Source organism: Brevundimonas diminuta, assembly GCF_050310045.1.
Classification (GTDB): Bacteria; Pseudomonadota; Alphaproteobacteria; order Caulobacterales; family Caulobacteraceae; genus Brevundimonas; species Brevundimonas diminuta_F.
This window is the reverse complement of the sequence record NZ_CP190005.1, coordinates 1,628,374-1,655,331: the sequence shown is the minus strand read 5'-3', so window position 1 is coordinate 1,655,331 and position 26,958 is coordinate 1,628,374. Positions and strand designations below refer to the sequence as shown.

Here is a 26,958-nt window from a genome sequence, read left to right as displayed (position 1 = left end):
CTGCCGCATGGAGCCGCCCATGGATATTCATCGCCGCCGCGCCGCCGCCTGCGCCGCCTTTCTGGGCACGTTTCTGGCGACGCTGGACATCAGCATCGTCAACGTCGCCCTGCCGACCATTCAGGGCGCGCTGAAGACCGATATCGCAGGGTTGCAGTGGGTGGTGAACGCCTATGCCGTCTGCCTGTCGGCCTTCATGCTGTCGGCAGGACCGGCGGCCGACCGTTATGGGCACAGACGATGCTGGCTGGCGGGGGCGGCGCTGTTCACGGCGGCCTCTGCGCTGTGCGGTCTGGCGCCGACCCTGCCTGTCCTGCTGGCGGGGAGGGCGATGCAGGGGGTGTCCGCCGCCTTTCTGATTGCGGGGGCGATGCCGATCCTGACCCATCTGTTTTCAGACCCGAAAGAGCGCGCCCATGTCATCGGCGGATGGTCGGCGTTCACGGCGCTGGCGTTGATCATGGGACCGTTGCTGGGCGGTCTGTTGCTGAGCCGTTTCGGCTGGCAGAGCATCTTCCTGATCAATCTGCCGCTGGGCGCGGCGGCGGTCGCCCTGGGGATGTGGGGCATGTCCGAGCGCAGATATCCGGACCATGCGGCGATGGACCCGATGGGTCAGATATTGAGCATCCTGTCGCTGGGCGCGCTTGCCTACGGCATGATCGACGCCGGGGAGCGCGGTTTTGCGGCCGCCGCGCCGCTGATCGGACTGGCGGTTGCGGGCTTCATCTTTTTTGCGGCGGTCGAGACGCGGACCCGTCGCCCGCTTGTGCCGGTGGCCCTATTCCGGCGCCGGTCCTTCGCTATCGTCAACGGCGCGTCGTTCATTCTGGGCTTCGCCTATTACAGCAGCCTGTTCTTTGTCTCGATCTACCTACAGCAGATACAGGGGTGGTCGCCGGCCGAAACCGGGTGGCGGATGATGCCCCAGTTCGTCGCCACCGGCCTGTTCTCTGTTCTGTTCGGGCGATTCAGCGCGGTGGTTCCGGTGCGCTGGCTGATGATCGCCGGCTATGGCCTGATCGCCGTGTCGATGACAGGCATGGTCATGCTGGAGGCCGGGAGCTCATATGTAATGGCGGCGCTGTTGTTCAGCCTGCTGGGAATGGGCGCCGGACTGGCGGTGCCGGGCACGGGCATTGTGGTGATGGGGATGGCGCCGCCCGAACTGGCAGGCTCGGTCTCGGCGACAATGAACGCCCTGCGTCAGGCGGGCATGACGATGGGCATCGCCCTGCTGGGCGCGCTGATGAGCAGCCGCGCAACGACTGTTTTGTCGAGCGCTGTCGAGGGGCAGGGCGCCGCCGATGCGCAGGCCATCGCGCACCGGGCCGTGGCGAAGCATGTTCTGTCGGATGGTGTTCCACGCCTGGCGCACCTCTATACCGCCGCGATGGAGAGCGGCTTCCATCTGGCCATGCTGTGCGCCGGTCTGGCCAGCGCTCTGGCCATGACCGGTCTGATTGTTCTTGAAGCCGCTCAGCTGAAAAGCCGGGAAGGGTCTAATAAGTGAAAGTCAGGTCCACGCCCCACATCCGCGGTTCGGTGATGTTGACGAAGGGCGTGCCCATGGTGGTGGCGGTGATGTTGTTGACGCCGGTCACATACTGGTTGTCGAACAGATTGTTGACGTAGACGCCGAACTGATAGCGCTCATTGGGCGTGCGCCAGTAGAGACGCGCATCCGTCCGGTTCTGCGCTTCGGACGGGTCGAACCACGGTGTTTTCAGGCACGAACCCTGACCGGTCGAGGTGGTGTTGCAGCGCCCCTTGCCGCGATAGGCGTGGATCAACTGCATGTCGAGCGAGCCAATGCCCCCGATTGAGCGAACCCACGACGCCCCCACGGCGCCGGACCACAGAGGTTCGCCGGTGGCCTGACCGGCCAGATCGCCGTCGTCGGTCATTTTCCGCTTGTAGGTGGCGTCGATATACTGGGCGTTGGCGAACAGGTTCAGCCCCTCCAGCGGATTGACGTCCAATTGCATGTCCAGGCCCCAGGCCTTGTCGTCGCTGGTTTCGACCAGATACTGCGGCACGGTCGAACCGGCATGGGTGACAAGGCGGATCGACTGCTTGCCGTCGTAGTCATAGCGGAAGGCCGAGACGTTGAAGCGCGCGGCGCGGCCGATGCTGCTCTTCAGGCCGATCTCGAAATTCTGGACGTCTTCATTATCGAAGCGTGAAGCGACCTCAACACTGTTGAAGCCGCCCGCCTTATAGCCCTTTGCGTAGGAAAAGAAGACCATGGCGTCGTCGGTCAGGTGGTAGTCCGCGACGAAGCGGGGGCTGAGGTCCGACCATGAATCCTTCAGTTCACACGTCACGCCTTCCTGCACGGTGACGCCGTTGTCGCAGGCGACGCCGGCCAGACCGGACAGGTCGAAAACATAATCGGAATGAAGGTATCCGAGCGCCGGACCCATGTAGGCGTCCAGAACATAGTTGACGGTCGGATCGTTCAGAACGGCGTCCAGTTCCGGGGCGAAACGACGATCATTCAGCCATTTGAATGTCTTTTCATCGCGGGTGTAGCGCAGGCCGAAGGTCAGGTTCAGTCGATCGCTGGCGGACCAGATGACATCGGCGAACAGGGCGGCGGCGCTGAAGTCGCCCTCATTGATCATGTCTTCCTGCCAGCGATGGCCCAGCGTGCCGGCCGGAACGCCCGCCATGTCCAGGATCATGTCCGCCATCGAGAACAGCGGCGCGCCCGCCGCATTGGTCAGGATGGTGTTGATGCTGTCGGTGGTGGCGTAGGTGTCGCTGCGCTGCTTGGCGTTTTCGGAGTAATAACTGGCGCCCGCGATCCAGTTCAGGGAGCCCCTTTCTCCGGCGAGGCGGAATTCCTGATACCAGGAACGGTTCTTTTCGCGGTTGTTGGTGTCGAAATACAGTTCAGGACGATTGGTGCCGTCTTCGTCCTCACGGTTTTCGGTCTTGAAGGCGCGGGCCGAAGTCAGTGAGGTGAAGTCGATGTCGCCGAAGGCGTGTGTGATGGTCAGCACGGCCTCGTCCAGACGGCGCGTTTCATGGTTGTCGATGACGTCGTTGCGGATCCCGGCCTTGAACGGATCGAGGTAGTTCGCCGGGTCGGGCGGAAAGGCCGGCAGGCCGGGCGACGCAGGCAGGGCGGCGACCCCGATCGCCGGGCGGGCGTCCTGGTCGATCTCGTCATGGGTCCAGCTCAGGATCATCTGTGTGCGCGGGCCGATGTCCCAGCGCAGGGCGGCGCGCGCCGCCCAGTTTTCCTCGCGGGCGTAATCCTGACCTGTGACCTCATCGATCAGCCAGCCGTCGCGGCGGTTGACCACTGCATTGACCCGCAGGGCCATGGCGTCGTTGATGGGCAGATTGATCAGGCCCTCAAGGCGGCGCTTGTCGTATTCGCCCAGCCGGACGCCCACGCGCGCCTCGAAGTCGTCGCCGGGCTTGTTGGTCGTGATGGAGACGGCCCCGGCGGCGCTGTTGCGACCGAACAGGGTGCCCTGAGGGCCTTTCAGCACCTCGATGCGGGCGACGTCGCTGAGCGCCAGCAGGCCCGCGCCTGACCGGGCTGCATAGACGCCGTCGACATAGACGCCGACCGCTGGATCAGTGCCGACCCCGAAGTCCGAGGTCGATACGCCGCGGATGCTGTAGCTGGCCTGGGTCGGGCTGGTGTTCGACACAGTCAGGCCGGGAACAAAGGCCGAGATGTCGCCCATGTCGTCAGCGGCCAGGGATTCCAGCGCCTTGCCCGTGACGACGCTGACGGTGATCGGCACTTCCTGAAGGGCCTGTTCACGACGCTGGGCGGTGACGATTACATCGTCCAGCGCCGTCGCCTCCTGTGCGCGGGCCAATGCGGGCGTGGCAAGGGCGGCCAAGGCCACGCTGCCGGCGAGCGATGCTTTCAGACAGCAGTCCAGTTTGAACATGACGGCCCTCCCAGACCCCCGTTATGCAAATTTAACGAAACAGAATAATATTCCGTTTGGCAAGGGGGTGTATGGCTGTGCAGCTTACAGGCGCGTGGAGACGTGTTAGACGCCCTACAGGTTGTGAATGAAGAGGAACGACATCCGTGGCCCCGCGCGTGCTGCAAGAGACCACCCCCGCGCTGGAGCGCAGAACGGCCCCGATGCAGCAACGGGCGCGCGACCGGATTGATCGTGTGTTGACTGCGACGGAAGCCCTGCTTGCGTCACGCCCCGTGGACGCCATCACGACAAGCTCCATCGCGGCGGAAGCGGGCGTGCCGGTCAGTTCGATCTATCGCTACTTTCCGAATGTGTTCTCTATTTACAAAGAGTTGTTCGAAACTCTTGTGGCGCAACTTCATGGTCGCATCGCAGAGATCATGGAGGATCCGCAGTTTACGACCTGGCGTGAGCGTCATCTGGAAGTGATGCTGGCTCTGCGTAAAACGCTGAATGAAGATCCAGCCTATCGCCCGCTGTTTCACCTGATGCTGACGACGCGGGAGCTGCGGGTGGTCAAGGAACAGGCCAATGCGCAGATCGCGGCCTATCTGGCGGCGCGCTGGGAACAGGGTTTGGATGGATTTCGCGGCGAGGCGCCCCTGGCTGTGGCGCGGATGGCCACGGAAATCTTCACCTCGTTCGAGACTCTGACCAGCGGCGACGCGCGGTCTGAATGGATCGAGCGCATGTTCGCCGAAGCTTCCATTGCCATGGAGCGCTATCTCTCGGCCTATCTGAACGACGACACGGGGACTTAAAGGCTCCGCCTCACATCAGGCGGCGCAGCATGGCCAGGCCGCGCTTGCTGAACGGCGGGTAGCGGATGCTGGCGTCCAGAGCGAAGTTGCGTTTGAGAACTGCGCGCTGGTGGCTGAAGGCCTCGAAACTGTACCGCCCGTGATAGGCGCCCATGCCGCTAGCGCCGACGCCGCCGAAGGGCAGATTCGGATTGGTCATAAAGACCACAGCGTCATTGATCGTGGCTGATCCTGAGCGAGTGGAGGCGATGATCCGATCCGCCGTCGCCTGTTTTCGGGTGAAGGCGTAAAGGGCCAGCGCCGGAGGCCGGGCGTTGATGGCGGCCAGCGGCGCATCCAGCGTCTGATAGGGCAGGACCGGCAGAATGGGGCCGAAGATCTCTTCGGCCAGAATGGCGGCGTCGGCCGGCACATCGGTCAGAATGGTGGGCGCCACATAGCAGGCGTCGACGTCGGCCTGACCGCCCGTGACGGCGCGACCGTCGCCCAACAGGGCCTTCAGGCGCGCGGCGTGACGCGGATTGATGATGCGGCCGAAGTCCGCGCTCTGGCTTGGATCCTCGCCGAACATGTCGGTGACGGCGCGTTTAAGTTCTTCCAGAAAGCGGGCCTCGACGGAGGCTGAGACATAGACGTGGTCCGGCGCCACGCAGATCTGTCCGGCATTGAGGAAACGTCCCCAGACGATCCGTCTGGCTGCGACCTTCAGATCCGCCGTCTCATCGACGATGCAGGGGTTCTGGCCGCCCAGTTCCAGAACGACCGGTGTCAGGCGCCTGGCCGCCGCCGCCATGACGATGCGGCCGACCCTTTCGCCACCGGTATAGAAGATCAGGTCGAAATGCTGCTCAAGCAGGGCGGTAGAGACGTCGGCGTCGCCTTCGATCACCGCAAAGGCCTGTGGGTCGAGATAACGCTCGACCAGTTGTTTCAGCAGAGCCGATGAGCGCGGCGCCAGCTCTGAGGGCTTGATAACGGCGCAGTTGCCTGCCGCGATCGCTCCGACCAGAGGGGCCAGCACCAACTGGAAGGGATAGTTCCAGGCGCCGATGATCAGCGCGACGCCATAGGGGACGGCGTGGACGAAGCTCTTGCCGGGCTGAGCGGCCAGCGGCGTCGCCACGCGCTGCGGCCGCGTCCAGCGGCGAAGGCGTTTGCGGGCGTAGGCCGCATCCTTTGCGACCAGGTCGATCTCGGCGGTGCAGGCTTCGGCGAAGGGTTTGCCCAGGTCGTCTTTCAGGGCGGCGGCGATGTCTGCTTCGTTCTCGACCATCATCCGCTGGACGGCGCTCAACTGGTCCAGCCGCCAGGACAGGTCGCGGGTCAGGCCGCCTTCGAAAGATGCGCGCAGGGCGTTTACAGCCATCGTGACGCCGGCCGGGGGCCCGATGTCCGGGTCCTTCAGGGTCGATGCGGGCGCGGCGGTCGTCACTGACAGTTTCCTTCCATGGCGTCGATCCAGAAGCGGATCAGGGCGACGCCTTCATCGTGGCGGGTGGAGCGGCCGATCTCGGGCATCATGACGGCCGGATGCGTCGAGGCCATGCGGTAGGGCACGATGGATTCCTCAGCCTTGCCCGGCACGATGTCGTAACGCAGGTTGCCGGTTCCGGCTCCGGCTGCGACCGGCGGTTTGCACAGTCCGGCCGATCCTGTCAGCGGTGCAGAGGCGTTCAGATAAAGGCCCGAGGTCGCGGCCGCCCCGACCGGATTGTGGCAATGGCCGCAGTTGACGTCGAGATAGGCGCGGGCGCGGGCCTCGGTCGATGCGCTGGCGTCGGTCCATGAAGGCTGAAGCGGGACCTGATCCGGCGCAGCCAATCCCTTCAGATAGCCCATGGCGGCCAGATGGATCAGTTGGTTCTCCGAACGGTCCGAATAGGCGAAGTCGCGATTGAGCAGGCGCGCCTTGGGGCCGATCGGCTGGATGGCGCGGGTGGCGACATTGGTCGCATGGCAGGCCGAACACTGGGTTGCATTGGGCACGATGTAGGAAAAGGCTTCTTCCGAACCATCTTCCCGCGCCAGCGTCAGCGGGACAACGGCGCCGATCCGGTGCAGCACCGCCTCGGTCTGGGCGTCGTTCCAAAGATAGGTCAGGGCGGTCCAGCCGTCATCGCGACGGATCAGCAGACGCGTCTCGATCATTCGCACCTGCTTCAGGCTCAGGCCCTCGCCGTCGTGGATCATCGCCTGATCCGCCTGCTGCCGCACGCGTCCGCCGCGACCCTTCTGATAGAAGAAGGTCTTGGTGATGACGGTTCCGACTGGGAAGGACAGAACGTCGTCCGCATCATAGTCGGCCGCCACGCCCGGCGGCATCCAGATCGTCCGCAGCTTCTGCGCGTGGTCGGTGAACAGCGGCGTCGTCAGATCATAGGGCGTGACGCGCGCGCCCAACACCAGGGCGCCATCCGAAATCTGGACCATGCCCCAGTCCTTGAGGAATTTCGGGTTCTCCGTCTTGAAGAAAGTCGGGTCGGCCATGGGGTCGGCCTGGGGGTTGGCGCAGCCCGCCGCTCCGCTCAGGAGCAGCAGGCCTAGTGCGAACAGACGAAGCGGTTTCATGGGCCGCATCAGGCTTCCGGCAGGACGACAGGCTTAAGCCGGGGCAGGGTGCAGCGGTGCGGGGTGATGTCCGTGCTCGGGTTGGCGTATTTGTTCGGCCCGTCGATATTCAGAACGCCGGCGTTTCCATTGTCGATGCACAGGCGAAGTTCAGCCGGAAGCTGGCCGTTCACCAGCTTCTTGGGATTGACGTAGCCGTCCCACAGGATGTCGGGGAACCGGCCGGTCGGGCCGAATTTGGCGATACGCAGGGCCTGGAATTCCAGGCCGTCGGGAGCATTGCCGCCGCCGCTGAAGCGGTTGTCCTTGATCAGGATAGCTTCGGGATAGGGGTCGAAGTCCTCGCTCATGGCGCTGTCGGAATAGCCTGCCGAGAACAGGGCCGAGATGATGATGTTGGCCGTCTTGTTGTCGGCGATGTCATTGTCGAAAATCTCGACCTGATCGTTGGAGTTGACGATCACGCCGGTGCCTGCCGGGACGCTGGCGACCGGGGTGCCGGCATGGCCGAAGTTGCGCGTATTGTTGGCGACGGCGCGGTTGTTGTAGACGCGCGTCCGGTACCCGGCTTGCTGCAACTGGGGCATGTTGAAGACCAGAATGCCGCCGGTGTTGTTGGTGGCCACGTTTTCATAGACGTCGGCGTCGATGCAATTCTCGATCTCGATGCCGGCGACGTTGAACTCGGCCCGGTTGCGGCGGACCACGACGTTCTGGGACTGGCCGACATAGATTCCGGCGTCGGAGGCGCCGATGGCGACGCTGTCCTCAATCAGGACGTTCTTGGTCTGAACCGGGTAGATGCCATAGGCGCCGTTTTCGGTCTTGGGCCCTTGAGTCCATTCGGTGCGGATTTTCCGCACGATGATGTTCTCGCCCTTATTGATCTTGATGCCGTCGCCCTTGGTGTCTTCGATCGCCAGATTTTCGATGGTGAAGTTGCTGGCGTTGACGAGCAGGCCCTGAGCGCCGGCGGCCTGATTGCGGAAGTTCAGAATGGTTTTGTCCATGCCCTGGCCGCGAATGGTCACGCCGTCCACGACCAGACTCAGTTCCGTGTCGATGGCGAAGACGCCGGCCGGGATTTCGATCACCGTGCCGGGTTTGGCGTCCATCAGCAGTTCCATCAATTCATTCTGATAGGTGGTGTTCGCCTTGGACAGGTCCGTGCCCTTGTCGGCGGGCGTCCTTGATCCGCAGGCGCTCAGCGTTAGCGCAATTGCGACCCAAAGCCATGTGTGCGTTTTCATGATGTCCCCCTCCAGAACGCTCGTGAAAGTCAGCCTGACTGCACGTTTCCATAACGATGGTGTTTGGGCAAGGTGAAAATGAAACAGTTTCTGTTTTTGGATCAGGGAACTCGATGATGCGCAGACAAGGCGGATGCTCGCATCCCTGTGACTATCATTCTGCATCCTGTCGTCGCACAACGGCCAAGAGGGGAGGGGACGCTATGATCCTTGGCGTCGCCCTGGCTTGTCTGAACACAACGGTAGGGCCTGAATGATGTCGTCCATGAGCAATGCAAGGCGTCTCAGGAACATCATAGGCGGATCTACCGGCAATCTGGTCGAATGGTTCGACTGGTATGCCTATGCGGCCTTTGCCCTCTATTTCGCGCCGGTCTTCTTCCCCAGTGATGACAGCACCGCCCAGCTTCTGGGCGCGGCGGCCGTGTTTGCGGTCGGTTTCCTGATGCGGCCCATCGGCGCCTGGATCATGGGCGTCTATGCCGACCGTCGGGGGCGGAAGGCGGGGCTGACCCTTTCCGTCACCCTGATGTGCGCCGGGTCGCTGCTCATCGGCTGCACGCCGGGCTTTGACAGGATCGGCGTCGCCGCGCCGGCGTTGCTGCTGCTCGCGCGGCTGTTGCAGGGGATCAGCGTGGGCGGAGAGTATGGCTCGTCGGCGACCTATCTGTCTGAAATGGCGACGGCGAAGAACCGCGGATTCTGGTCCAGTTTCCAGTATGTGACGCTGATATCCGGTCAGCTTCTGGCGTTGTTGCTGCTGATCATCCTGCAATCCGTGATGTCGGAACAGGCGCTGGGCGCCTGGGGGTGGCGCATTCCCTTCTTCGTCGGCGCGGGTCTGGCCGTGGTGGTGTTCTGGCTGCGTCGCGGGTTGGACGAAACGAGCGCCTTCAAGGCCGAGGACACGCGCGCAGCGCCGAAATCCAGCGCCATGCTGTTGATCCTCAAGCACCCGAAGGAGGCGTTGCTGGTCATGGGGCTGACGGCGGGCGGCACGCTCGCCTTCTATACCTACACCACCTATCTGCAGAAATTCCTGGTCAACACCTCGGGCTTTTCCAAGGACGCCGCCACCCAGATCAGCGCGGCGGCCCTTCTGGTCTTCATGCTGTTGCAGCCGCTTGTAGGCGCTCTTTCGGACCGGATCGGGCGACGTCCGGTGATGATCGTCTTCGGCGTGTTAGGCGTGCTGTTCACTGTCCCCATCATGACGGCCCTGGCCAAGGTGGACAGCGCGCCGGTCGCCTTTGCGCTGGCTCTGGCCGCGCTCGTCATCGTGTCCGGCTATACGGCCATCAATGCGGTGGTGAAAGCCGAGTTGTTCCCTGCGCATGTAAGGGCTCTGGGCGTCGCGCTTCCCTACGCCATCGCCAACGCCGTGTTCGGGGGCACGGCGGAATATGCGGCCCTCTGGTTCAAATCGCAGAATAATGAGAGCGCTTACTTCTGGTATGTGACCGCCATGATCGGCGTTTCGCTGATCGTCGTCATCTTCATGCGGGACACCAGGCACAAGAGCATGATCGCCCATGAGTGATGGGCGCAACAGTGTTGCGAAACAGCATTTAAATCTGCTAACGGCGAAACTGTCCAACTGATCAAGGGAAGGAGGGCGTGATGACGAACAAGACCATGCGCCTTCGCGGCGTCCCATGCCCCGGCGCTCGTAGCGAACGCTGACCTTCCTTCCGGCTCTGGAGCTCAGAGCCGTTCCGATCATTGCTGAACCAAGGGCTGCGCGTGGTCGCAGCGAACCTCCATGACAGATCAAGACGAGGCGGATGCGCCCCTGCGCGCCGCCGTGCTGGGCCGGGTGCTGGCCTTTACCTTCCGCCTGTGGCGCAGGACGCCTTCACTGGTGGTCGCGTGCGGCGGCGCCATGCTGCTGGCGACCCTGACCGAAGTGTTCACACCGCTTTACGCCGGGCGGATCATCGACGCCGTCGGCCAGGGCGATGCACAGGCGGCCTGGGTCGCGTTCGGCGCCATAACCCTGTTGGGCGCGGCGATGGTGGTGTTGCGCCATCTGGGCTGGTGGGCGGTCATTCCCCTGACGCTGAACATGATGCGCGACGTGACCCAGGAAGGGTTCGCCCGCGTTCAGAGGTTGTCGACCGACTGGCACGCCAACGCTTTTTCCGGCTCGACGGTCCGGCGCATCACGCGCGGCATGTGGGCGCTGGATACGCTGAACGACGTCCTGTTGCTGGCCCTGTTGCCGTCGATGACGGTGTTGGCGGGGACGGTGATCCTGCTGACGCTGCACTGGCCGCTGCTGGGGCTGGTGATGGGCGTGGGGGCGACGGCCTATATCGGCCTGACCGTGGTTCTGGCCACGCGGGTTCTGGCGCCGATCGCGCGCCTGTCGAACCAGTGGGACACGAAGGTCGGCGGCGTTCTGGCCGACGCCATCGGCGCCAACGCCGTGGTCAAGGCCTTTGGCGGCGAGGCGCGTGAAGAAGCCTTTCTGGCCCGCTCCCTGACCAAGTGGAGCAAGCGGACGCGGCGCACATGGTCCGCTTTCACCTGGATGGGCACGGGGCAGGTGGCGCTGCTGTGGCTGATCCGTCTGGCGGTCACAGGCGTCGCCCTGTGGCTGTGGATGAAGGGCCAGGCCAGCGCAGGCGACATCGCCTATGTCATCACCAGCTATCTGGTGCTGAACGGTTATCTGCGTGAGATCGGGATGCACATCCACCACCTCCAGCGCTCGGTCAACGAGATGGAGGAGCTGGTCCAGTTGCATGATGAGCCGCTGGGCGTGGCCGACTGCGCTGATGCACAGCCGATCCGCATCTCCGACGGCGCCATCCGGTTCGAGAACGTGACCTTCCGCTATGCCGGACAGGACGCCGTGCTGTTCGACGGACTGGATGTCACTGTGCCTGCGGGCCAGCGTGTCGGTCTGGTCGGGCGGTCCGGCTCGGGCAAGACCAGCTTCATCAAGCTGATCCAGCGGCTGTATGACGTGAGCGGCGGCCGCATCCTGATCGATGGTCAGGACATCAGCCTGACGACACAGGCCTCACTGCGCCGACAGATCGCCATCGTTCCGCAGGAGCCTATCCTGTTCCACCGCTCGATCGCCGAGAACATCGGCTATGGCCGCCCGGATGCGACCCAGACCGAGATCGAACAGGCGGCGCGTCTGGCGAATGCGCATGACTTCATCATGCGCCTGCCCAAGGGCTATCACACTCTGGTGGGCGAGCGCGGGGTCAAGCTGTCCGGCGGCGAGCGCCAGCGTGTGGCGATCGCCCGCGCCTTTGTCGCCGATGCGCCGATCCTGATTCTGGATGAGGCGACCTCCAGCCTCGATTCCGAGAGCGAGGCCGCCATTCAGGAGGCGATGGAGCGGCTGCTGGTCGGGCGCACGGCGCTGGTCATCGCCCACCGGCTGTCGACAGTGCGGGCGCTGGACCGGATCCTGGTCTTCGCGGGCGGGCAGATCGTCGAGGATGGGTCGCACGACGAATTGCTGCGGGCGCCGCAGGGGCGCTATCGGCGGCTGTTCGAGCGGCAGTCAGGCGCCAGTCCGGAAATCCGCGAGGGGTGAGGCGGGTCAGTTGAAAACCAGGGCGTAGCCTTGCTGCTGGTGATGGATGACGGTCATCAGGGCGGCGATGTCGACCTGGACGGCGGGGTTCAGGTCGGCGGGCGTCAGGCCGTTGGCGACCATCGACTGGCCGCACAGGCGCAATTGCACGCCTGCCGCGGCCAGGTTGCGGATCAGTTCGCTGTTCGGATTGACGTCGCCCTTGCCGCGCGCGGCCCAGGCGGCGTCGGTCAGGGTCGACAGGGTGGAGCCGCCGTGCATCACCACCACAATCTTGCGGTGCTGCTGGTTGACGCCGCCTGCGTCCAGGATGTTGACCAGACGGGCCACGCGTTCCAGCACCTTCAGCGGCTTGTCGTCCGGGCCGCCCTGCGTCAGGTCCATGATGACGCGGTATTCGCGCCCGGCGACGGGCTGTTCGCCCGCGTCCGGCAGGGCGGTGAAGCCGCCGTATCCGCCCGATACGGATTGGGCCGCAGCCGGAGACGCCGCAGCGGCGGCGAGAAACAGGGCGGCGAAGGTGGCGGCGATGGCGGTCTTCATGGCGTATCCGGATATGGAGGGCGACGAAAGGGTCGGTGAAGGCGAAGCCTGAGGCGGCGCATCCGATGGGGTTTCAGTCCGTCAGTATGCGCTTTTCTGTCAAGCTGAAGGCGCGGGGCGGGGATGCTGCGGGCGATAAATCGCCGTTCCCGGATGTCTATTCGTTGAAAGGAAGCATCAGCTTCACCTTGAGGTTGCGTATCCGTCGCGGGGCTGACGCCGACGCCCACTAGGCATCCTGCACTCAAGCTAGGGGATGCAGCGATGAAGTCCGTTGGAAACAAGCCGGTGCTGATGGCCGGCGTGGCGATGTGGAGTCTGATGGCGGTCGGCGCCGCGCAGGCCGAGACCGATGTTCAGCCCACAGGTCAGGCGACCGAGGCGGCTTCGGCCGTTGACGACATCGTCGTGACCGCCCAGTTGCGCGCCCAGAACCCGATCGAGGTGCCGTTCGCCCTGACGGCCTACAGCGGCGCCTTCCTGGAAAGCCTTGGCGTGCAGGAGTTCGATCAGTTGTCGGCCTTCGTGCCGGGCTTTCTGGTGCAGAATCAGTCGCCGAACAATCCGGGCTTTGTGATGCGCGGGATCACCTCGGACTCGGGCGCCGCCACGGCCGAGCCGCGCGTGTCCGTCTATCAGGACGGGGTGTCGATCTCGAAGTCGCGCGGCTCCTATGTCGAGCTGTTCGACATGGAGCGGATCGAGGTGGCCAAGGGGCCGCAGTCGACCCTGTATGGTCGCGGCGCCCTGATCGGCGCGGTCAATCTGGTGCAGAACCGCGCCCGTCCCGGCCGGTTCGACGCCGCCGCCCGTATCGAGGCGGGGGACATGGACTATCGTTCGGTCGAGGGCTTTGTGAACGCCCCGCTGGGCGAGACAGGCGCCCTGCGTCTGGCCACGCGGATGAAGACCCGCGACGGCACGGTCGAGAACCTGCTGGGCGGCGAGAACTACAACTCCATTGAGACGAAGGCTGTGCGCCTGTCAGGCGCCTGGGCGCCGACCGAAAATCTGTCGTTCGACCTGATCGCCAACTATCAGGTCGATGACGCCTCGGCGACGTCGTTCAAGTCCATCGCCTATAACCCGGCCGATCCGAAAACCGGCGCTGTGCTGGGCGGGCGGGATCCGTGGGAGGGCGCGGCCCTGACGCCTGGCGCCGACTTCGACGGCGGCGTGGGTCTGGGGCTGGATCGGGAAGTGTGGGGCGTGACAGGGCTGGCCAAATGGCGGCTGTCGCCGTCGCTGACGCTGAACTCGACCACGGCCTACCGCACCTTCGACTCGACCGAAGTGTTCGATCCGGACGGCCTGTCGCTGCCTCTGCTGACGGCGGCCGAGCACGCCCACGGCAAGCAGTGGAGCCAGGAGCTGCGCCTGAACTACGACAACGGCGGGCGTGTCAGCGGCTTCGTCGGCGCCGGGTGGTTCCGCGAGGAAGGCTTCCAGCGGATGCCGACCCAGTTCGATGAGCGTCTGGCCCTGGTGCAACTGGCCGGTCTGTTGGACGGAAACCCGACGGGCGTGGGCCACAACACCCTGCCGATGGCGGCCTATCCGACGCTGGCGCGGCTGGCGCTGGCGCAGATGCTGACGCCGCTGGGCGGGGGCGCCCTGGCCGGGCCGATCGCCGACAATCTGAAGTCGGCCCATATCGAGACCTCGACCAACTTCGGCGAACTGACATCGTGGGACGTGTTCGGCGATGTGACCGTGCAGGTCACGGACCGGCTGGAGATCGCGGGCGGTCTGCGCTGGACCACCGACGACAAGACGACGGGCTATTCGGCCGCCCTGCTGAATGGGCGTTCGACGCTGGGCGGCCTGCTGGCCGTGGCGCAGGGCGCCGTGCCGCCTGCACAGGTTCCGGCCCTGCTGGCGGCGCTGGCCAACCCGATGTATGGCCAACTGCCCGCGACGATGGTTCCGCTGTTCGGCATCACCAGCCAGCCGACTGCGGGCAACGGGAACCGGATCGACGCGGATCACAAGGACGACGGCTTCACCTGGCGCCTGAACGCCCGCTACGCCCTGTCGGACGACGCCAGCCTGTACGCCAACTATGCGCGCGGCCGTCGCCCGGAGGTGCTGGAAGTGCGCGGTCCCTCGGCCCCGTTGGGCGCGCCCCAGTTCGAGGTGGTCCCGGCTGAAACCGTCGACAGCTTTGAGGTCGGCTATAAGACGGCGTTGATGGATCGGCGCCTGCGTCTGGATGCGGCGGTCTTCCACTACGCCTACGACAACTTCCAGACGACGCAGCAGGAAGGCGTCCGCTTCGTCACCATCAATGCGGGCGAGGCCAGCGCCTATGGCTTTGAAGGTCAGGCGGCCTTCGCCGTGGCGCCGACGTTCGACCTGTTCGCCACCTATGGCTACAACCACTCGCGCTTCGACAGCGGCGCGCGCAAGGGCAACCGTTTCCGCCTGTCGCCGGATCACATGGCCTCGATCGGGGCGACCTGGCGCCTGCCGGTTGAAAGCGGGACGTTCGAGGTCCAGCCGACCTATACGTGGCAGTCCAAGGTCTTCTTCGATGACGACAACGACCGCCCGGACCTGCAGACCGGCAACTTCGTGCCTGACCTGATCCAGGACGAATATCAGGACGGCTATGGCCTGCTGAACCTGCGGGTGCGCTATGCCCCGTCGAATGGGAACTGGGGCCTCGAGGCCTTCGGCGACAACATCCTGGATGAGAAATACATCAAGGATGCGGGCAATACCGGCGATGCGCTGGGCCTGCCGTCCTTCATCGCCGGACGCGGGGCCAGCTATGGCGTCGCCTTCACCCTGCGTTATTGAGGGCCGCGGAGATGAGCATGAACCGTCGCGGCCTGCTGGGTCTGTTCGGTGCGGGGGCGGCGGCCGGTTGCGCCACGCTTCCTTCGGGCGAAGACGTCGCCATCGCCTTCGCGCATGGCGTCGCATCGGGTGATCCGGCGACGGACCGGGTCATTCTGTGGACGCGGGTGACGCCCGACGTCGGACAGGCCGGGCCGGTGTCGGTCGTCTGGCGCATGCTGGAAGGCGAGGGCGACCGCGTCGTCGCCACAGGCCGCGTGATGACGGGGCCTGAACGCGACTATACGGTCAAGGTCGATGCGGCGGGCCTGCGTCCCGGACGCGACTATCGCTATGACTTCGCGGTGGGCGAGGCGCGCTCGCCCATCGGTCGGACGCGTACGCTGGCGGCCGATGGCGTGGCGCCGGTCAATCTGGCGGTGGTGTCGTGCCAGTTGCACCCCGGCGGCCTGTTCAACGCCTATGAGGCCATCGCCGCCCTGCCGTCCGTGGACGCCGTGGTCCATCTGGGCGACTACATCTATGAATACGGGGCGGAAGACGACGCTTATGGCATGGCGACGGGGGCGAAGCTGGGCCGCGTGCCGCAGCCGCCGCATGAGATCGTCACCCTGGCCGACTATCGGCTGAGGCACGCCCAGTACAAGACCGACGCCGATCTTCAGGCCGCCCACGCCCGCGCGCCCTTCATCTGCGTCTGGGACGACCACGAGACGGCCAATGATTCCTGGATGCATGGCGCCGAGAACCATCAGCCCGAGACGGAAGGCGACTTCGCCGTGCGCAAGGCGGCGGCGCTGAAGGCCTATTATGAATGGATGCCGATCCGCGAGGCGGCGCCGGGCGCCCTGCAGGAGGCGATCCACCGCAGCTTCCACTTCGGCGATCTGGCCAGTCTGATGATGGTCGAGACGCGGCTGACCGGCCGTACCGAGCCGCTGGACTACGCCAAGGATCTGACGGCCAAGGAAGGACCGGACGGCGAGCCGGTGCTGGATCTGGATGCCTTCCGGGCCAAGCTGAACGACCCGTCGCGCGATCTGATGGGGGCGCAGCAGCGCGACTGGCTGAAGCGTGAACTGTCAGCCTCTAAGGCCAAGGGCCGTCCGTGGCAGGTGCTGGGCAATCAGGTGGTTGTGGCGCGCGTCGCCGGGCCTGATGTGTCACGCACCCTGACCGCGGCGCAGATCCAGGGTCTGATGACCCAGATTCCAGAGGCTTATCGCGAACAGTTCGAGCAGGCTCTGTTCCTGTTCAGCATGGGGCTGCCGTTCAATCTCGACGCATGGGACGGCTATCCGGCCGGGCGTGAGCGGCTGTATGCGGCTTTCGCAGAGGCGGGAGTGCAGCCCATCGTCCTGTCCGGCGACAGCCACGCCTTCTGGGTCAACGAACTGAAGGATGAGGGCGGCGCGCGCCGGGCGATCGAGTTCGGGACCAGCGCCGTCTCCAGCCCTTCGATCGGCGATGCCCTCGGCGGTTTCCCGCTGGGATCGGCGCTGATGCAGGCCAATGAAGAGGTGGTCTTCTGCGACCAGTCGGCCAAGGGCTTCATCGTCCTGACCCTGACGACGGAGCGGGCCGAGGCGGCGTTGATGCAGGTGTCGACCATCTTCGCCAAGCCGTTCGAGGTCACGGCGCTGAAACGCTATGCCGTGTCGCGCAGCGGCGCCTTGACCGAGGCGGGCGTCGTCGGAAGCTGAGGCGGTTCAGACGGATAGGAAAGAGGGGGCGGATCGCGCAGGCGGTCCGCCTTTTTCATGTCTGCGATGGGGTCGATCACAATCACTGAATTGCGACTGATAACGTCTCGCAATTCCTAAATCAGGTGGTATGAGTCGCTTTGTCTACCAGATTTAGTGGATGAGGGAGCCGTCGTCATGTCCATCACCGTCTACAGCAAGCCTGCCTGCGTTCAGTGCACCGCCACCACCCGCGCGCTGGACCGGCAGGGTCTGACCTATCAACTGGTCGACCTGACGCAGGATCAGGCGGCCTATGATCAGGTCACGGCGATGGGCTATCGGCAGGCGCCGGTGGTTGTGGCGGGCGACGACCACTGGGCCGGTTTCCGCCCCGACAAGATCGGCGCACTGGCGGCCTGAACCCGTCCCTCAAGCAGCAAGCCGCCGCGCGGCGAGCGATAGGGAAAAACCTCCCTCAGGCAGCGAGCCGCCGCGCGGCGAGCGATAGGGAATAACCATGCCTCTGGTCGTCTATTATTCCAGCGTGTCGGAGAACACGCGGCGCTTCGTGGACAAGTTGGCGCTGGATAATCGGCGCATCCCGCTGCGGGCGTCGGAGGGACCGCTGGCGGTGCGTCGGCCCTATGTGCTGATCGTGCCGACCTATTGCGGCGACGATGGGCGGGGCGGGGTGCCCAAGCCGGTGATCCGGTTCCTGAACGACCCGCTGAACCGTCAGGGCATCCGGGGCGTCATCGCTGCGGGCAACACCAACTTCGGACATCACTTCTGCAAGTCCGGCTCGATCGTCTCGGCCAAGTGCGGCGTTCCCTATCTGGATCGCTTCGAGCTGATGGGAACGGCCGAGGACGTGGACCGCATCAGATCAGGATTGGAACGCTTTTGGTCACGACCACAATAGAACGCCCGGCGACGGCCAGCGGCGGCGCCGATGCGACGGCGGGCATGGACTATCATGCGCTGAACGCCATGCTGAACCTGTATGGCGCCAACGGCGAGATCCAGTTCGACAAGGATCGGCTGGCGGCGCGCCAGTATTTCCTGCAGCACGTCAATCAGAACACCGTCTTCTTCCACTCCCTGAAGGAGCGGCTCGATTATCTGGTCGAGCATGGGTATTACGAGAAGTCGGTGCTGGATCAGTACGACTTTGCCTTTATCGAGGGCCTGTTCGCCCGCGCCTATGGCAAGAAGTTCCGCTTTCCGACCTTCCTCGGCGCGTTCAAATACTACACCTCCTACACGCTGAAGACTTTCGACGGTAAGCGGTATCTGGAGCGGTATGAGGACCGGGTCTGCATGGTCGCCCTGGCGCTGGGGCGCGGGGACGAGGCGCTGGCGACGGCGCTGGTGGACGAGATCATCGCCGGGCGGTTCCAGCCGGCGACGCCGACCTTCCTCAATGCGGGCAAGCAGCAGCGGGGCGAACTGGTGTCCTGCTTCCTGCTGCGGATCGAGGACAATATGGAGTCGATCGGCCGGGCGATAAACTCGGCCCTGCAACTGTCCAAGCGCGGCGGCGGCGTGGCCTTCGCCCTGACCAACATCCGCGAGGCGGGCGCCCCGATCAAGCAGATCGAGGGGCAGTCATCGGGCGTCATCCCGATCATGAAGCTGTTGGAAGACGCCTTTTCCTACGCCAACCAGCTGGGCGCGCGGCAGGGGGCGGGGGCGGTCTATCTGAACGCGCACCACCCGGACATCCTGCGCTTCCTCGACACCAAGCGCGAGAATGCGGACGAGAAGATCCGCATCAAGACCCTGTCGTTGGGCGTGGTGATCCCCGACATCACGTTTGAGTTGGCCCGCAATAACGAGGACATGTACCTGTTCTCGCCCTATGACGTGGAGCGCGTCTATGGCGTGCCCTTCTCGGAGATTTCAGTCTCTGAGAAGTATCGCGAGATGGCCGATGACGGCCGCATCCGCAAACGCAAGATCAAGGCGCGGGACTTCTTCCAGATCCTGGCCGAAATCCAGTTCGAGTCCGGCTATCCCTACATCCTGTTCGAGGACACGGCGAACCGGGCCAATCCCATCGACGGCCGGATCATCATGAGCAATCTGTGCTCGGAAATCCTGCAGGTCAGCGAGGCCAGCACCTATAAGCCGGACCTGAATTACGATCACGTCGGCAAGGATATTTCCTGCAATCTGGGGTCGCTGAACATCGCGGCGGCGATGGATTCGCCCGATCTGGGCGCGACGGTCGAGACGGCGATCCGCGCCCTGACCGCCGTGGCCGACATGAGCGATATCGACGCCGTGCCCTCCATCGCGCGCGGTAATCGCGAGAGCCGCGCCATCGGTCTGGGCCAGATGAACCTGCACGGCTATCTGGCGCGCGAACGCATCTTCTACGGCTCGGAGGAAGGCGTCGATTTCACCAATATCTACTTCTATGCGGTGACCTATCACGCCTTGCGCGCCTCGAACCGGCTGGCGCAGGAGAACGGCGCCTCCTTCGCCGGGTTCGAGCAGTCGAAATACGCATCGGGCGAATATTTCGACAAATACACTGAACAGGCATGGGCGCCCGCCACCGAGCGCGTGCGCCAACTGTTCGCCGATGCGGGCGTAGCGATCCCGACGCAGGACGACTGGCGCGCGCTGAAGGCCGACGTGCAGCAGTACGGCCTCTATAACCGCAACCTGCAGGCCGTGCCGCCGACGGGGTCGATCAGCTACATCAACCACTCGACCTCTTCGATCCACCCGATCGTGTCGAAGATCGAGATCAGGAAAGAGGGCAAGATCGGCCGCGTCTATTATCCGGCCGCCTTCCTCACCAACGACAATCAGGAATACTACCAGGACGCCTATGAGATTGGCCCTGAGAAGATCATCGACACCTATGCGGCGGCGACCCAGCACGTCGATCAGGGCCTGTCGCTGACGCTGTTCTTCCGCGATACGGCCACGACCCGCGACATCAATCGCGCCCAGATCTACGCGTGGAAGAAGGGCATCAAGACCATCTACTACATCCGCCTGCGCCAGATGGCCCTGAGCGGGACCGAGGTGGAGGGCTGCGTGAGTTGTTCTCTCTGAGCGGTTCGTGCGCCTGAAGGGCGCGCAACGATGGTCATCCCCTGACGCCCGGCGCGCGGCGGCTCGCGGCTTGAGGGGATGATCTTTTTAGATTTTTAGGGAGGCGGCAGCCTCCCGTGATGTCCGGGAAGTGCTGAAATGAACGCCCCCTTTAAGCCCGTGTCGCGCGTGCAGGCGATCAACTGGAACCGTCTGGAGGACGAAAAGGACCTTGAGGTCTGGAACCGGTTGACCGGCAATTTCTGGCTGCCGGAAAAGGTGCCGCTGTCGAACGATATTCCGTCGTGGGCGGGGCTGACGCCGGATGAGCAGAAGCTGACGATCCGGGTCTTCACCGGCCTGACCCTGCTGGACACCATCCAGAACACGGTGGGGGCGCCCGCCCTGATGCCCGACGCCCTGACGCCGCACGAAGAGGCGGTGTTGAGCAACATCAGCTTCATGGAGGCGGTCCATGCGCGGTCCTATTCCTCGATCTTCTCGACCCTGTGTTCGACGCGCGACGTCGACGACGCCTATCGCTGGAGCGAGGAGAACGAGCATCTGCAACGCAAGGCGGAGCTGATCCTGAAACACTACGTCGCCGATGATCCGCTGAAGCGGAAGGTGGCCAGCGTCTTCCTGGAAAGCTTCCTGTTCTATTCAGGCTTCTATCTGCCGATGTACTGGTCCAGCCGGGCGCGGCTGACCAATACCGCCGACCTGATCCGCCTGATCATCCGCGACGAGGCGGTTCACGGCTATTACATCGGCTACAAGTTCCAGAAGCAGCTGGAGACGCGCACCGAGGCCGAGAAGCAGTCGATCAAGGACTTCGCCTTCGAGCTGATGTTCGAGTTGTATGACAATGAGGTCAAATACACCGAGGCCCTGTATGACGGCATCGGCCTGACCGAGGACGTCAAGAAGTTCCTGCACTACAACGCCAACAAGTCGCTGATGAATCTGGGCTATGAAGCGCTGTTCCCGGCGACGGTGACGGATGTGAACCCGGCCATCCTGTCGGCCCTGTCGCCCAATGCGGACGAGAACCACGACTTCTTCTCCGGCTCCGGCTCGTCCTATGTCATCGGCAAGGCGGTCGCGACCGAGGACGAAGACTGGGAATTCTGAGCGGGCAGGTGGTCAGTCCGCCAACGTGGCTTCTGCGCCGATCTGGGCGCCCATGTCGGCGATGTAGCGGGCCGGGGGCTTGCCCATCGCGGCCTTGAACATGGTGATGAAGGCGCTGGCGGACTCATAGCCCAGATCATCGGCGACGCTCTGCACCGAGGCGCCGGATGATAGTCGTTGCAGCGCCAGCACGATTTGAAGCTGCTGGCGCCAGCGGCCGAAGCTCATGCCGGTTTCGCGGCTGACCAGCCGGGTCAGGGTGCGCTCGCTCATGGCGACGCGACGCGCCCAGTCGGCCACCGTGGTCCGGTCGCCGGGATTGTCGATCAGCGCCTCGGCGATGCGGCGCAGGGCCGGGGCGTCGGGGATCGGCAGGTGCAGGGCGGCGATCTCGCAGTGGCGCAGTTCTTCGATGATGACCTGGGCGATGCGGTGCAGATGCCCGCCCGGCGCATAGTCGGGGCCGGGCTGGCGGGCGAGGTGACGGATCAGTTCGATCACCATCGGGCTGAGCGACAGGGTGCAGCAGCGGTCGGGCAGGCCCGGCACGTCCGGCTCTACGAACACCATGCAGACGCGCCCGTTGACGGTGACGCGGTTGCTGTGCGGCGTGCCGCCCGGCGCCCAGACCCCGCCGCCCAGAGGCGCGATCCACAGGCCGTCTTCGGTCCGGCACATCACCCCACCCTGAAGCGCCACGACCAACTGACCCTTGCGGTGAACATGCAGGGGCAACTCCGCCTCATTGGCCGAGCCGCCCAGGCTGACGGCGATGGCGTCCTGGGGAAAAGCGTCGGGGTCGAAGTTGTCGAAACAGGCGTGAAGCGTGGTCATGGCGGGTTGTGACCGATTATCAAAACTCCTTGCCTGAATATCGGAAGTCAGCCGTTTGCTCCAGCGCTAGTTTGAATGGGCCTTCCTCCCTCCAAGGCCTTCTTTCAGCGTCTCTCCCCAAGGCGGTTTCATGACGTCTCGCTCACACCTTCATCCCCTATGGATCATCGCCGGCGTCATGCTGGTGGCGACCACGCTTCGCGCGACCTTCACCGGCGCAGGCCCCCTGCTGGACGATATCGGACAGGCGTTCGGCCAGGGCGCCGGACAGACAGGCTTTCTGATCACCCTGCCGCTGCTGGCCTTCTTCGTCGTGTCGCCGTTCGCGGCGCGGCTGGCCCGCGCGATCGGGCTGGAGCGGGCGCTGTTTCTGGCGCTGATCGCCATGGTGGCGGGCATCGCCATCCGTTCAGTCGGGCCGTTGTGGACGCTGTATGGCGGATCGGTTCTGCTGGGGGCGGGCATCGCCATCGGCAACACCCTGTTGCCCAGCCTGTTGAAGCGGGACTTTCCCGATCAGATCACCAAGTTGACCACGCTTTACGCCATCAGCATGGGGGTGGCGTCGGCCGCCGCCTCGGCGCTGATGGCGCCGTTGGCCCACGCGACGGACTGGCGCGTGGCGTTGCTGTCGCTGATCGTCCTGCCGGCTGCGGCGGCTCTTGTGTGGATCCCGCAGCTGCGCCGTCATTCGGCGCCCGTGGCCGCCACGGCGGAGCTGGAGACGTCCGCTTCGATGTGGCGCTCGGGTCTGGCGTGGCAGGTGACCCTGTTCTTCGGGCTGAACTCCTTCGTCTATTACGCCGTGGCGGCCTGGCTGCCGTCGATCCTGACCGCCAGCGGAACTTCGCCCGAGGCGGCGGGAGCGGTGCATGGGGTGATGCAATTGGCGACAGCGGCGCCGGGATTGGTGCTGGTTCCGCTGGTGCGGCGGATGAAGGATCAGCGGGCGCTGGCCGCCGCCTTTGCGCTGTTGAGCCTGGTTGCGCTGGCGGGACTGTATCTGGCGCCGGGACTGGCGGTGGTCTGGGCTGCGCTGGTGGGGTTCGGCTCGGGCGGCGGCTTTATTCTGGCCCTGTCCTTCATCGGCCTGCGCACGGGATCGGCGCACCAGACGGCGCAGTTGTCAGGGATGACGCAGTCGGTCGGCTATCTGCTGTCGGCCTGTGGGCCGGTCGCCATCGGCGCCCTGCATGATGTGGCGGGCGGGTGGCCGCCTGCGCTGGCCATGTGCGCGGTCCTGTGCGTGGTCATGGCCGTGATGGGGCTGGGCGCCGGGCGCAACCGTCAGATCGGCCAGGTCTGAGGCGCGGCGGAGGCAGGCGACGGGCGGGGCCACAACAGGGCCTCGCCGCCTCCACAAATCCTCCATCCCCTGTCGACGGATGTTGCACCGACCTGTCGGAAACAGGCTCACGAGTTAGACGGAGATTCGACGTGAGCCTTAATGTGCAGGAACTTCTGGAGCAGGAAGCACGCTACTGCTCCTTCGGCGATACGGTTCATTACGTCGACCCGCCCAAGATTTTCACCGGCTGCGACGGCAGCTATATGTTCGACAACGACGGCACCGCCTTCCTGGACCTCCAGATGTGGTATTCGGCCGTCAACTTCGGCTATAAAAACAAGCGTCTGGAAGAGACTCTGATCCGTCAGATCCAGGAGCTGCCGCAGGTCGCCAGCCAGTATCTGCACCCGACCAAGATCGAACTGGCCAAGTTCATCGCCGAGGACGCGCAGAAGAAATGGGGCCATCAGGGCCGCGTCCATTTCAATGTCGGCGGCGCCCAGGCGGTTGATGACTCGCTGAAGGTCGTGCGCAACGCCAGCAACGGCAAGACGCTGATGTTCGCCTTCGAGGGCGGCTATCACGGCCGCACGCTGGGCGCGTCCAGCATCACCTCCAGCTATCGCTATCGCCGTCGCTTCGGCCACTTCGGCGACCGCGCGCAGTTCATTCCCTTCCCCTATCCGTTCCGCCGCCCGCGCGGCATGACGGCAGAGGAATACGCCGACGTCATCGTCCGCGACTTCGCCCGCAAGTTCGAGAACGAGTATCACGCCGTCTGGGACCCCAAGACGAACCAGTGCGAATATGCGGCCTTCTACGTCGAGCCGATTCAGGGGACGGGCGGCTATGTGGTGCCGCCGGCCAACTTCTTCACCGGGCTGAAGTCGGTGCTGGACCAGCACGGCATCCTGATGGTGGTCGATGAGATCCAGATGGGCTTCTGGCGCACCGGCACCCTGTGGTCGGTCGAGAACTTCGGCGTGACGCCGGACGTGCTGATCTTCGGCAAGGCGCTGACGAACGGCCTGAACCCGCTGTCCGGCATCTGGGCGCGCGAGGAGCTGATCAATCCGACAACCTTCCCGCCGGGCTCGACCCACTCGACGTTTGCGGCCAACCCGCTGGGCACCTCGGTCGGTCTGGAAGTGCTGAAGATGACGCACGAGATCGACTTCGGCCGGCAGGTGAAGGAGGCGGGCGCCTACTTCCTGGACGGGCTGCGCGACCTGCAGACGCGTCACAAGGAGATCGGCGACGTCGACGGTCTGGGTCTGGCGCTGCGGGCCGAGATCTGCACCGAGGACGGCTTCACCCCGAACCGCGAACTGCTGGACAAGATGGTGGACATCGGTCTGGCGGGCGATCTGGAATATCAGGGCGAGAAGCGCGGCCTGGTTCTGGACGTGGGCGGCTACTACAAGAACGTCATCACCTTCGCGCCGTCTCTGATGATCTCGCGTTCCGAGATCGATGAGGCCATGGTGCTGCTGGAGCAACTGCTGAACCGCGCCAAGGCGGCGTGAGGGGCGCGCCGATGCGCTGGCGCAATGTGCTGGAGCCGCAAACCCTGATCGACCGGTGGACGGCCTGTCCGCCGGAAGGGTTTTCGGTCGTCAGCGATGCGCCGGCGCCGGCGTTCGTGGCGCCGTTCGACCTGCTGACCACGGCGGACGCCGAGTTCGTCGAGCGGCTGTCGCAATGGCCGGGGTTCCGCACATGGCGGCGTTTCCTTCGCCTGCGCACCACCTTCATCGGCACGACGGTGACGGAATATGCGCCCGCGCCGGATACTGGCGCGGCCGATGCGCAGGCGGCGGCGACGCTGGCCGCATCCCTGCGCGAGCGTCTGGGGCGCGGCGCGGCCCTGACCATATTGAAGGACCTGCCGCAGGATTCGCCCCTGTTGCCCGCGCAGGACAATGTCTTCGCCGACGAACTGGCCCGCGCGTGCGTGGCGCGGGACTTCATCCAACTGGCCGGGCAGGCGCTGGCCTATGTGCCGATCGATTTCAGCGATGTCGGCGACTACATCGCCCGCCTGAACCGCAAGGACGCCAAATACGTCCGCAAGAAACTGCGTGCGCGGGCCGGGCTGACGGTGACGGTGGTGCGTACCGGCGACGCCTGTTTCGACGAGGCGACGGTGCGCCGCTATTACGCGATGTACGAACAGGTCTACGCCCAGAGCGAGATCCACTTCGACCGGCTGACCTATGATTTCTTCGCAGGCGTCCTGACCGATCCGGCGCAGAATGGCGTGGTGTTCGAATACCGCAATCAGGATGGCGAGTTCATCGGTTGGAACCTGTGCTTCGAGCATCAGGGCATGCTGATCGATAAATATATCGGCTTCATCTATCCGCAGGCGCGTGAGGCGAACCTGTATTTCGTCAGCTGGTTCGTGAATCTGGAATACGCGATGGAGCGCGGCCTGACGCACTATGTCGCCGGCTGGACGGACCCCGAGGTCAAGGCGTTGCTGGGCGCCAGCTTCACCTTCACGCGGCATCTGGTCTTCATCCGCAATCCTCTGTTGAGGGCGCTGGGACGCCGCGTGGCCGGGTCGTTTGAGAGCGACAAGACCTGGAGTGAAAAGGCCGGGAGTGAAAAGCCATGACGCGGCCGCCTCTGGTGCTGGATCTGGACGGGTCGGTGCTGACCCTGCCGGGCGAAATCCGCCCGACCTTGCCGCAGGAGTGGCGCGAGACGCTGCGTTTCGGCTGTGGGACGGGCGCGTTTCGGCGTGCGGGCGCCGCCCTGTCGTCGCATGCGCCCTCGTATGAGGCGCATGGGCCGGTGCTGATGGGCAGCGGCGACTTCCATCATCTGAGCTGGCCCCTGATCGCGCGCTGTCTTGAGCGGGCCGCCGCTCCGGTGCGGGTGGTGGTGCTGGATAACCACCCTGACAGCATGGTTTTCCCGTGGGGCGTTCACTGCGGCTCATGGATCGGCCGCATGGCGATGGACCCGCGCGTGGCCGAGGTTCACGTCGTCGGCGTGACGTCCGAAGATCTGGGCGCCGCCCATGCGTGGGAGCATGACCTGCGCGCGGTGAAGGCGGGCAAGACGACCTATTGGAGCGTGGGGGTCGATGTGGACTGGGCGCGCCGTCGGGGCTTCGGCGAGCGGTTCCGGTCTTTCGATGACACGGGCACGCTGACAGCCGCGCTGTGCGGCTATCTGGGTGATGATCCGGCGCCGACCTATCTGAGCATCGACAAGGACGTCTTCGCCCCGGACGTGGTCCACACCAACTGGGATCAGGGGCAAATGACGGCGGCGCAGGGGCTGGACATCGTGGCGGCGCTGAACGGCCATCTGGTCGGCGCCGACATCACCGGCGAGGTATCGCTGCACCGCTATCGCACAAGGTGGAAACGCTGGCTGAGCCGGATGGACAGCCAGACGGTCGAGCCGTCGGCCGAGGTCGTGGCCCGGTGGCAGCAGGACAATCATCCTTTCAACCTGCAGCTGGTCGCGGCCCTGCAGGCGGCGTGGCGCGTCTAGGCGCGTCGCAC

Annotated in this window: 20 protein-coding genes; 14 read left to right on the top strand and 6 right to left on the bottom strand. The window is 64.6% G+C overall.

Annotation, left to right across the window (positions count from 1 at the left end; translation table 11 throughout):
* Positions 1–19: 19 nt before the first annotated feature.
* Positions 20–1,513, top strand: a complete 1,494-nt coding sequence (locus tag ACORJG_RS07965; protein ID WP_427788365.1) for an MFS transporter — start codon at positions 20–22, stop codon at positions 1,511–1,513.
* On the opposite strand, the gene ACORJG_RS07960 is transcribed toward ACORJG_RS07965, so the two are convergent.
* On the bottom strand, positions 1,503–3,920 hold the full coding sequence (locus ACORJG_RS07960; RefSeq protein WP_427788363.1) for a TonB-dependent receptor: 2,418 nt from the start codon (positions 3,918–3,920) through the stop codon (positions 1,503–1,505). The two genes, ACORJG_RS07965 and ACORJG_RS07960, sit on opposite strands and share 11 nt — an antisense overlap.
* 146 nt (positions 3,921–4,066) lie before the next feature.
* Between ACORJG_RS07960 and ACORJG_RS07955 the strand changes: the two genes are divergently transcribed.
* Complete coding sequence (locus tag ACORJG_RS07955) at positions 4,067–4,723, top strand: TetR/AcrR family transcriptional regulator (protein WP_427788361.1); 657 nt, start codon at positions 4,067–4,069, stop codon at positions 4,721–4,723.
* 10 nt (positions 4,724–4,733) lie between these two features.
* On the opposite strand, the gene ACORJG_RS07950 is transcribed toward ACORJG_RS07955, so the two are convergent.
* Genes ACORJG_RS07950 through ACORJG_RS07940 form a run of 3 tightly spaced genes read right to left on the bottom strand, consistent with a single transcriptional unit; the run spans position 4,734 to position 8,541 of the window.
* Positions 4,734–6,155: an aldehyde dehydrogenase family protein gene (locus tag ACORJG_RS07950; RefSeq protein ID WP_427788359.1), complete on the bottom strand. Its 1,422-nt coding sequence runs from the start codon at positions 6,153–6,155 to the stop codon at positions 4,734–4,736.
* Entirely contained in the window at positions 6,152–7,291 is a 1,140-nt protein-coding gene (locus ACORJG_RS07945; RefSeq protein WP_427788357.1) for an SO2930 family diheme c-type cytochrome, read from the bottom strand. Before ACORJG_RS07945 ends, ACORJG_RS07950 begins: the two co-directional genes overlap by 4 nt.
* Before the next feature lie 8 nt (positions 7,292–7,299).
* Complete coding sequence (locus ACORJG_RS07940) at positions 7,300–8,541, bottom strand: parallel beta-helix domain-containing protein (protein ID WP_427788355.1); 1,242 nt, start codon at positions 8,539–8,541, stop codon at positions 7,300–7,302.
* Positions 8,542–8,797: 256 nt separating this feature from the next.
* Here ACORJG_RS07940 and ACORJG_RS07935 point away from each other — a divergent pair, with 256 nt between their 5' ends.
* Together ACORJG_RS07935 and ACORJG_RS07930 are read left to right on the top strand one after the other, a co-directional pair.
* A complete protein-coding gene (locus tag ACORJG_RS07935; protein WP_427792999.1) occupies positions 8,798–10,081 on the top strand; it encodes an MFS transporter in 1,284 nt (427 codons plus the stop codon).
* Between the two features lie 222 nt (positions 10,082–10,303).
* Complete coding sequence (locus tag ACORJG_RS07930) at positions 10,304–12,100, top strand: ABC transporter ATP-binding protein (protein ID WP_427788354.1); 1,797 nt, start codon at positions 10,304–10,306, stop codon at positions 12,098–12,100.
* 6 nt (positions 12,101–12,106) lie between these two features.
* Here the strand turns inward: ACORJG_RS07930 and ACORJG_RS07925 are convergent, their stop codons facing one another.
* A complete protein-coding gene (locus ACORJG_RS07925) occupies positions 12,107–12,643 on the bottom strand; it encodes a DsrE family protein (protein WP_427788353.1) in 537 nt (178 codons plus the stop codon).
* A 264-nt stretch (positions 12,644–12,907) separates the two neighbouring features.
* Between ACORJG_RS07925 and ACORJG_RS07920 the strand changes: the two genes are divergently transcribed.
* The 6 genes from ACORJG_RS07920 to nrdF all read left to right on the top strand — a co-directional run bounded on the left by ACORJG_RS07920 (position 12,908) and on the right by nrdF (position 21,315).
* Positions 12,908–15,445 (top strand): TonB-dependent receptor, encoded by a 2,538-nt coding sequence (locus tag ACORJG_RS07920; RefSeq protein ID WP_427788352.1) that lies wholly within the window; start codon positions 12,908–12,910, stop codon positions 15,443–15,445.
* Between the two features lie 11 nt (positions 15,446–15,456).
* Positions 15,457–17,148, top strand: a complete 1,692-nt coding sequence (locus tag ACORJG_RS07915) for an alkaline phosphatase D family protein (RefSeq protein WP_427788351.1) — start codon at positions 15,457–15,459, stop codon at positions 17,146–17,148.
* Between the two features lie 177 nt (positions 17,149–17,325).
* The gene (nrdH, locus tag ACORJG_RS07910) at positions 17,326–17,550 is read left to right on the top strand and encodes a glutaredoxin-like protein NrdH (RefSeq protein WP_427788349.1); all 225 of its coding nucleotides are present in this window, start codon (positions 17,326–17,328) and stop codon (positions 17,548–17,550) included.
* Positions 17,551–17,647: 97 nt separating this feature from the next.
* Positions 17,648–18,052 (top strand): class Ib ribonucleoside-diphosphate reductase assembly flavoprotein NrdI, encoded by a 405-nt coding sequence (gene nrdI / locus ACORJG_RS07905; RefSeq protein ID WP_427788347.1) that lies wholly within the window; start codon positions 17,648–17,650, stop codon positions 18,050–18,052.
* Positions 18,034–20,202 carry a class 1b ribonucleoside-diphosphate reductase subunit alpha gene (gene nrdE, locus ACORJG_RS07900; RefSeq protein ID WP_427792930.1) on the top strand — a complete coding sequence of 723 codons (2,169 nt, stop codon included), beginning with the start codon at positions 18,034–18,036 and terminating at the stop codon, positions 20,200–20,202. Before nrdI ends, nrdE begins: the two co-directional genes overlap by 19 nt.
* Before the next feature lie 138 nt (positions 20,203–20,340).
* Positions 20,341–21,315 (top strand): class 1b ribonucleoside-diphosphate reductase subunit beta, encoded by a 975-nt coding sequence (gene nrdF, locus ACORJG_RS07895; RefSeq protein ID WP_427792928.1) that lies wholly within the window; start codon positions 20,341–20,343, stop codon positions 21,313–21,315.
* Between the two features lie 12 nt (positions 21,316–21,327).
* Here nrdF and ACORJG_RS07890 read toward each other — a convergent pair whose 3' ends face one another.
* A complete protein-coding gene (locus ACORJG_RS07890) occupies positions 21,328–22,149 on the bottom strand; it encodes an AraC family transcriptional regulator (protein ID WP_427792926.1) in 822 nt (273 codons plus the stop codon).
* A gap of 130 nt (positions 22,150–22,279) precedes the next feature.
* Between ACORJG_RS07890 and ACORJG_RS07885 the strand changes: the two genes are divergently transcribed.
* The 4 genes from ACORJG_RS07885 to ACORJG_RS07870 all read left to right on the top strand — a co-directional run bounded on the left by ACORJG_RS07885 (position 22,280) and on the right by ACORJG_RS07870 (position 26,947).
* The gene (locus ACORJG_RS07885) at positions 22,280–23,455 is read left to right on the top strand and encodes an MFS transporter (RefSeq protein WP_427792925.1); all 1,176 of its coding nucleotides are present in this window, start codon (positions 22,280–22,282) and stop codon (positions 23,453–23,455) included.
* 131 nt (positions 23,456–23,586) lie between these two features.
* Positions 23,587–24,963: an aspartate aminotransferase family protein gene (locus ACORJG_RS07880; protein WP_346531260.1), complete on the top strand. Its 1,377-nt coding sequence runs from the start codon at positions 23,587–23,589 to the stop codon at positions 24,961–24,963.
* A gap of 11 nt (positions 24,964–24,974) precedes the next feature.
* Positions 24,975–26,057, top strand: coding sequence for a GNAT family N-acetyltransferase (locus tag ACORJG_RS07875; protein WP_427792923.1), 1,083 nt, complete (start codon positions 24,975–24,977; stop codon positions 26,055–26,057).
* Positions 26,054–26,947: an arginase family protein gene (locus ACORJG_RS07870; RefSeq protein ID WP_427792921.1), complete on the top strand. Its 894-nt coding sequence runs from the start codon at positions 26,054–26,056 to the stop codon at positions 26,945–26,947. The genes ACORJG_RS07875 and ACORJG_RS07870 overlap by 4 nt, the downstream gene beginning before the upstream one ends.
* Positions 26,948–26,958 lie beyond the last annotated feature (11 nt).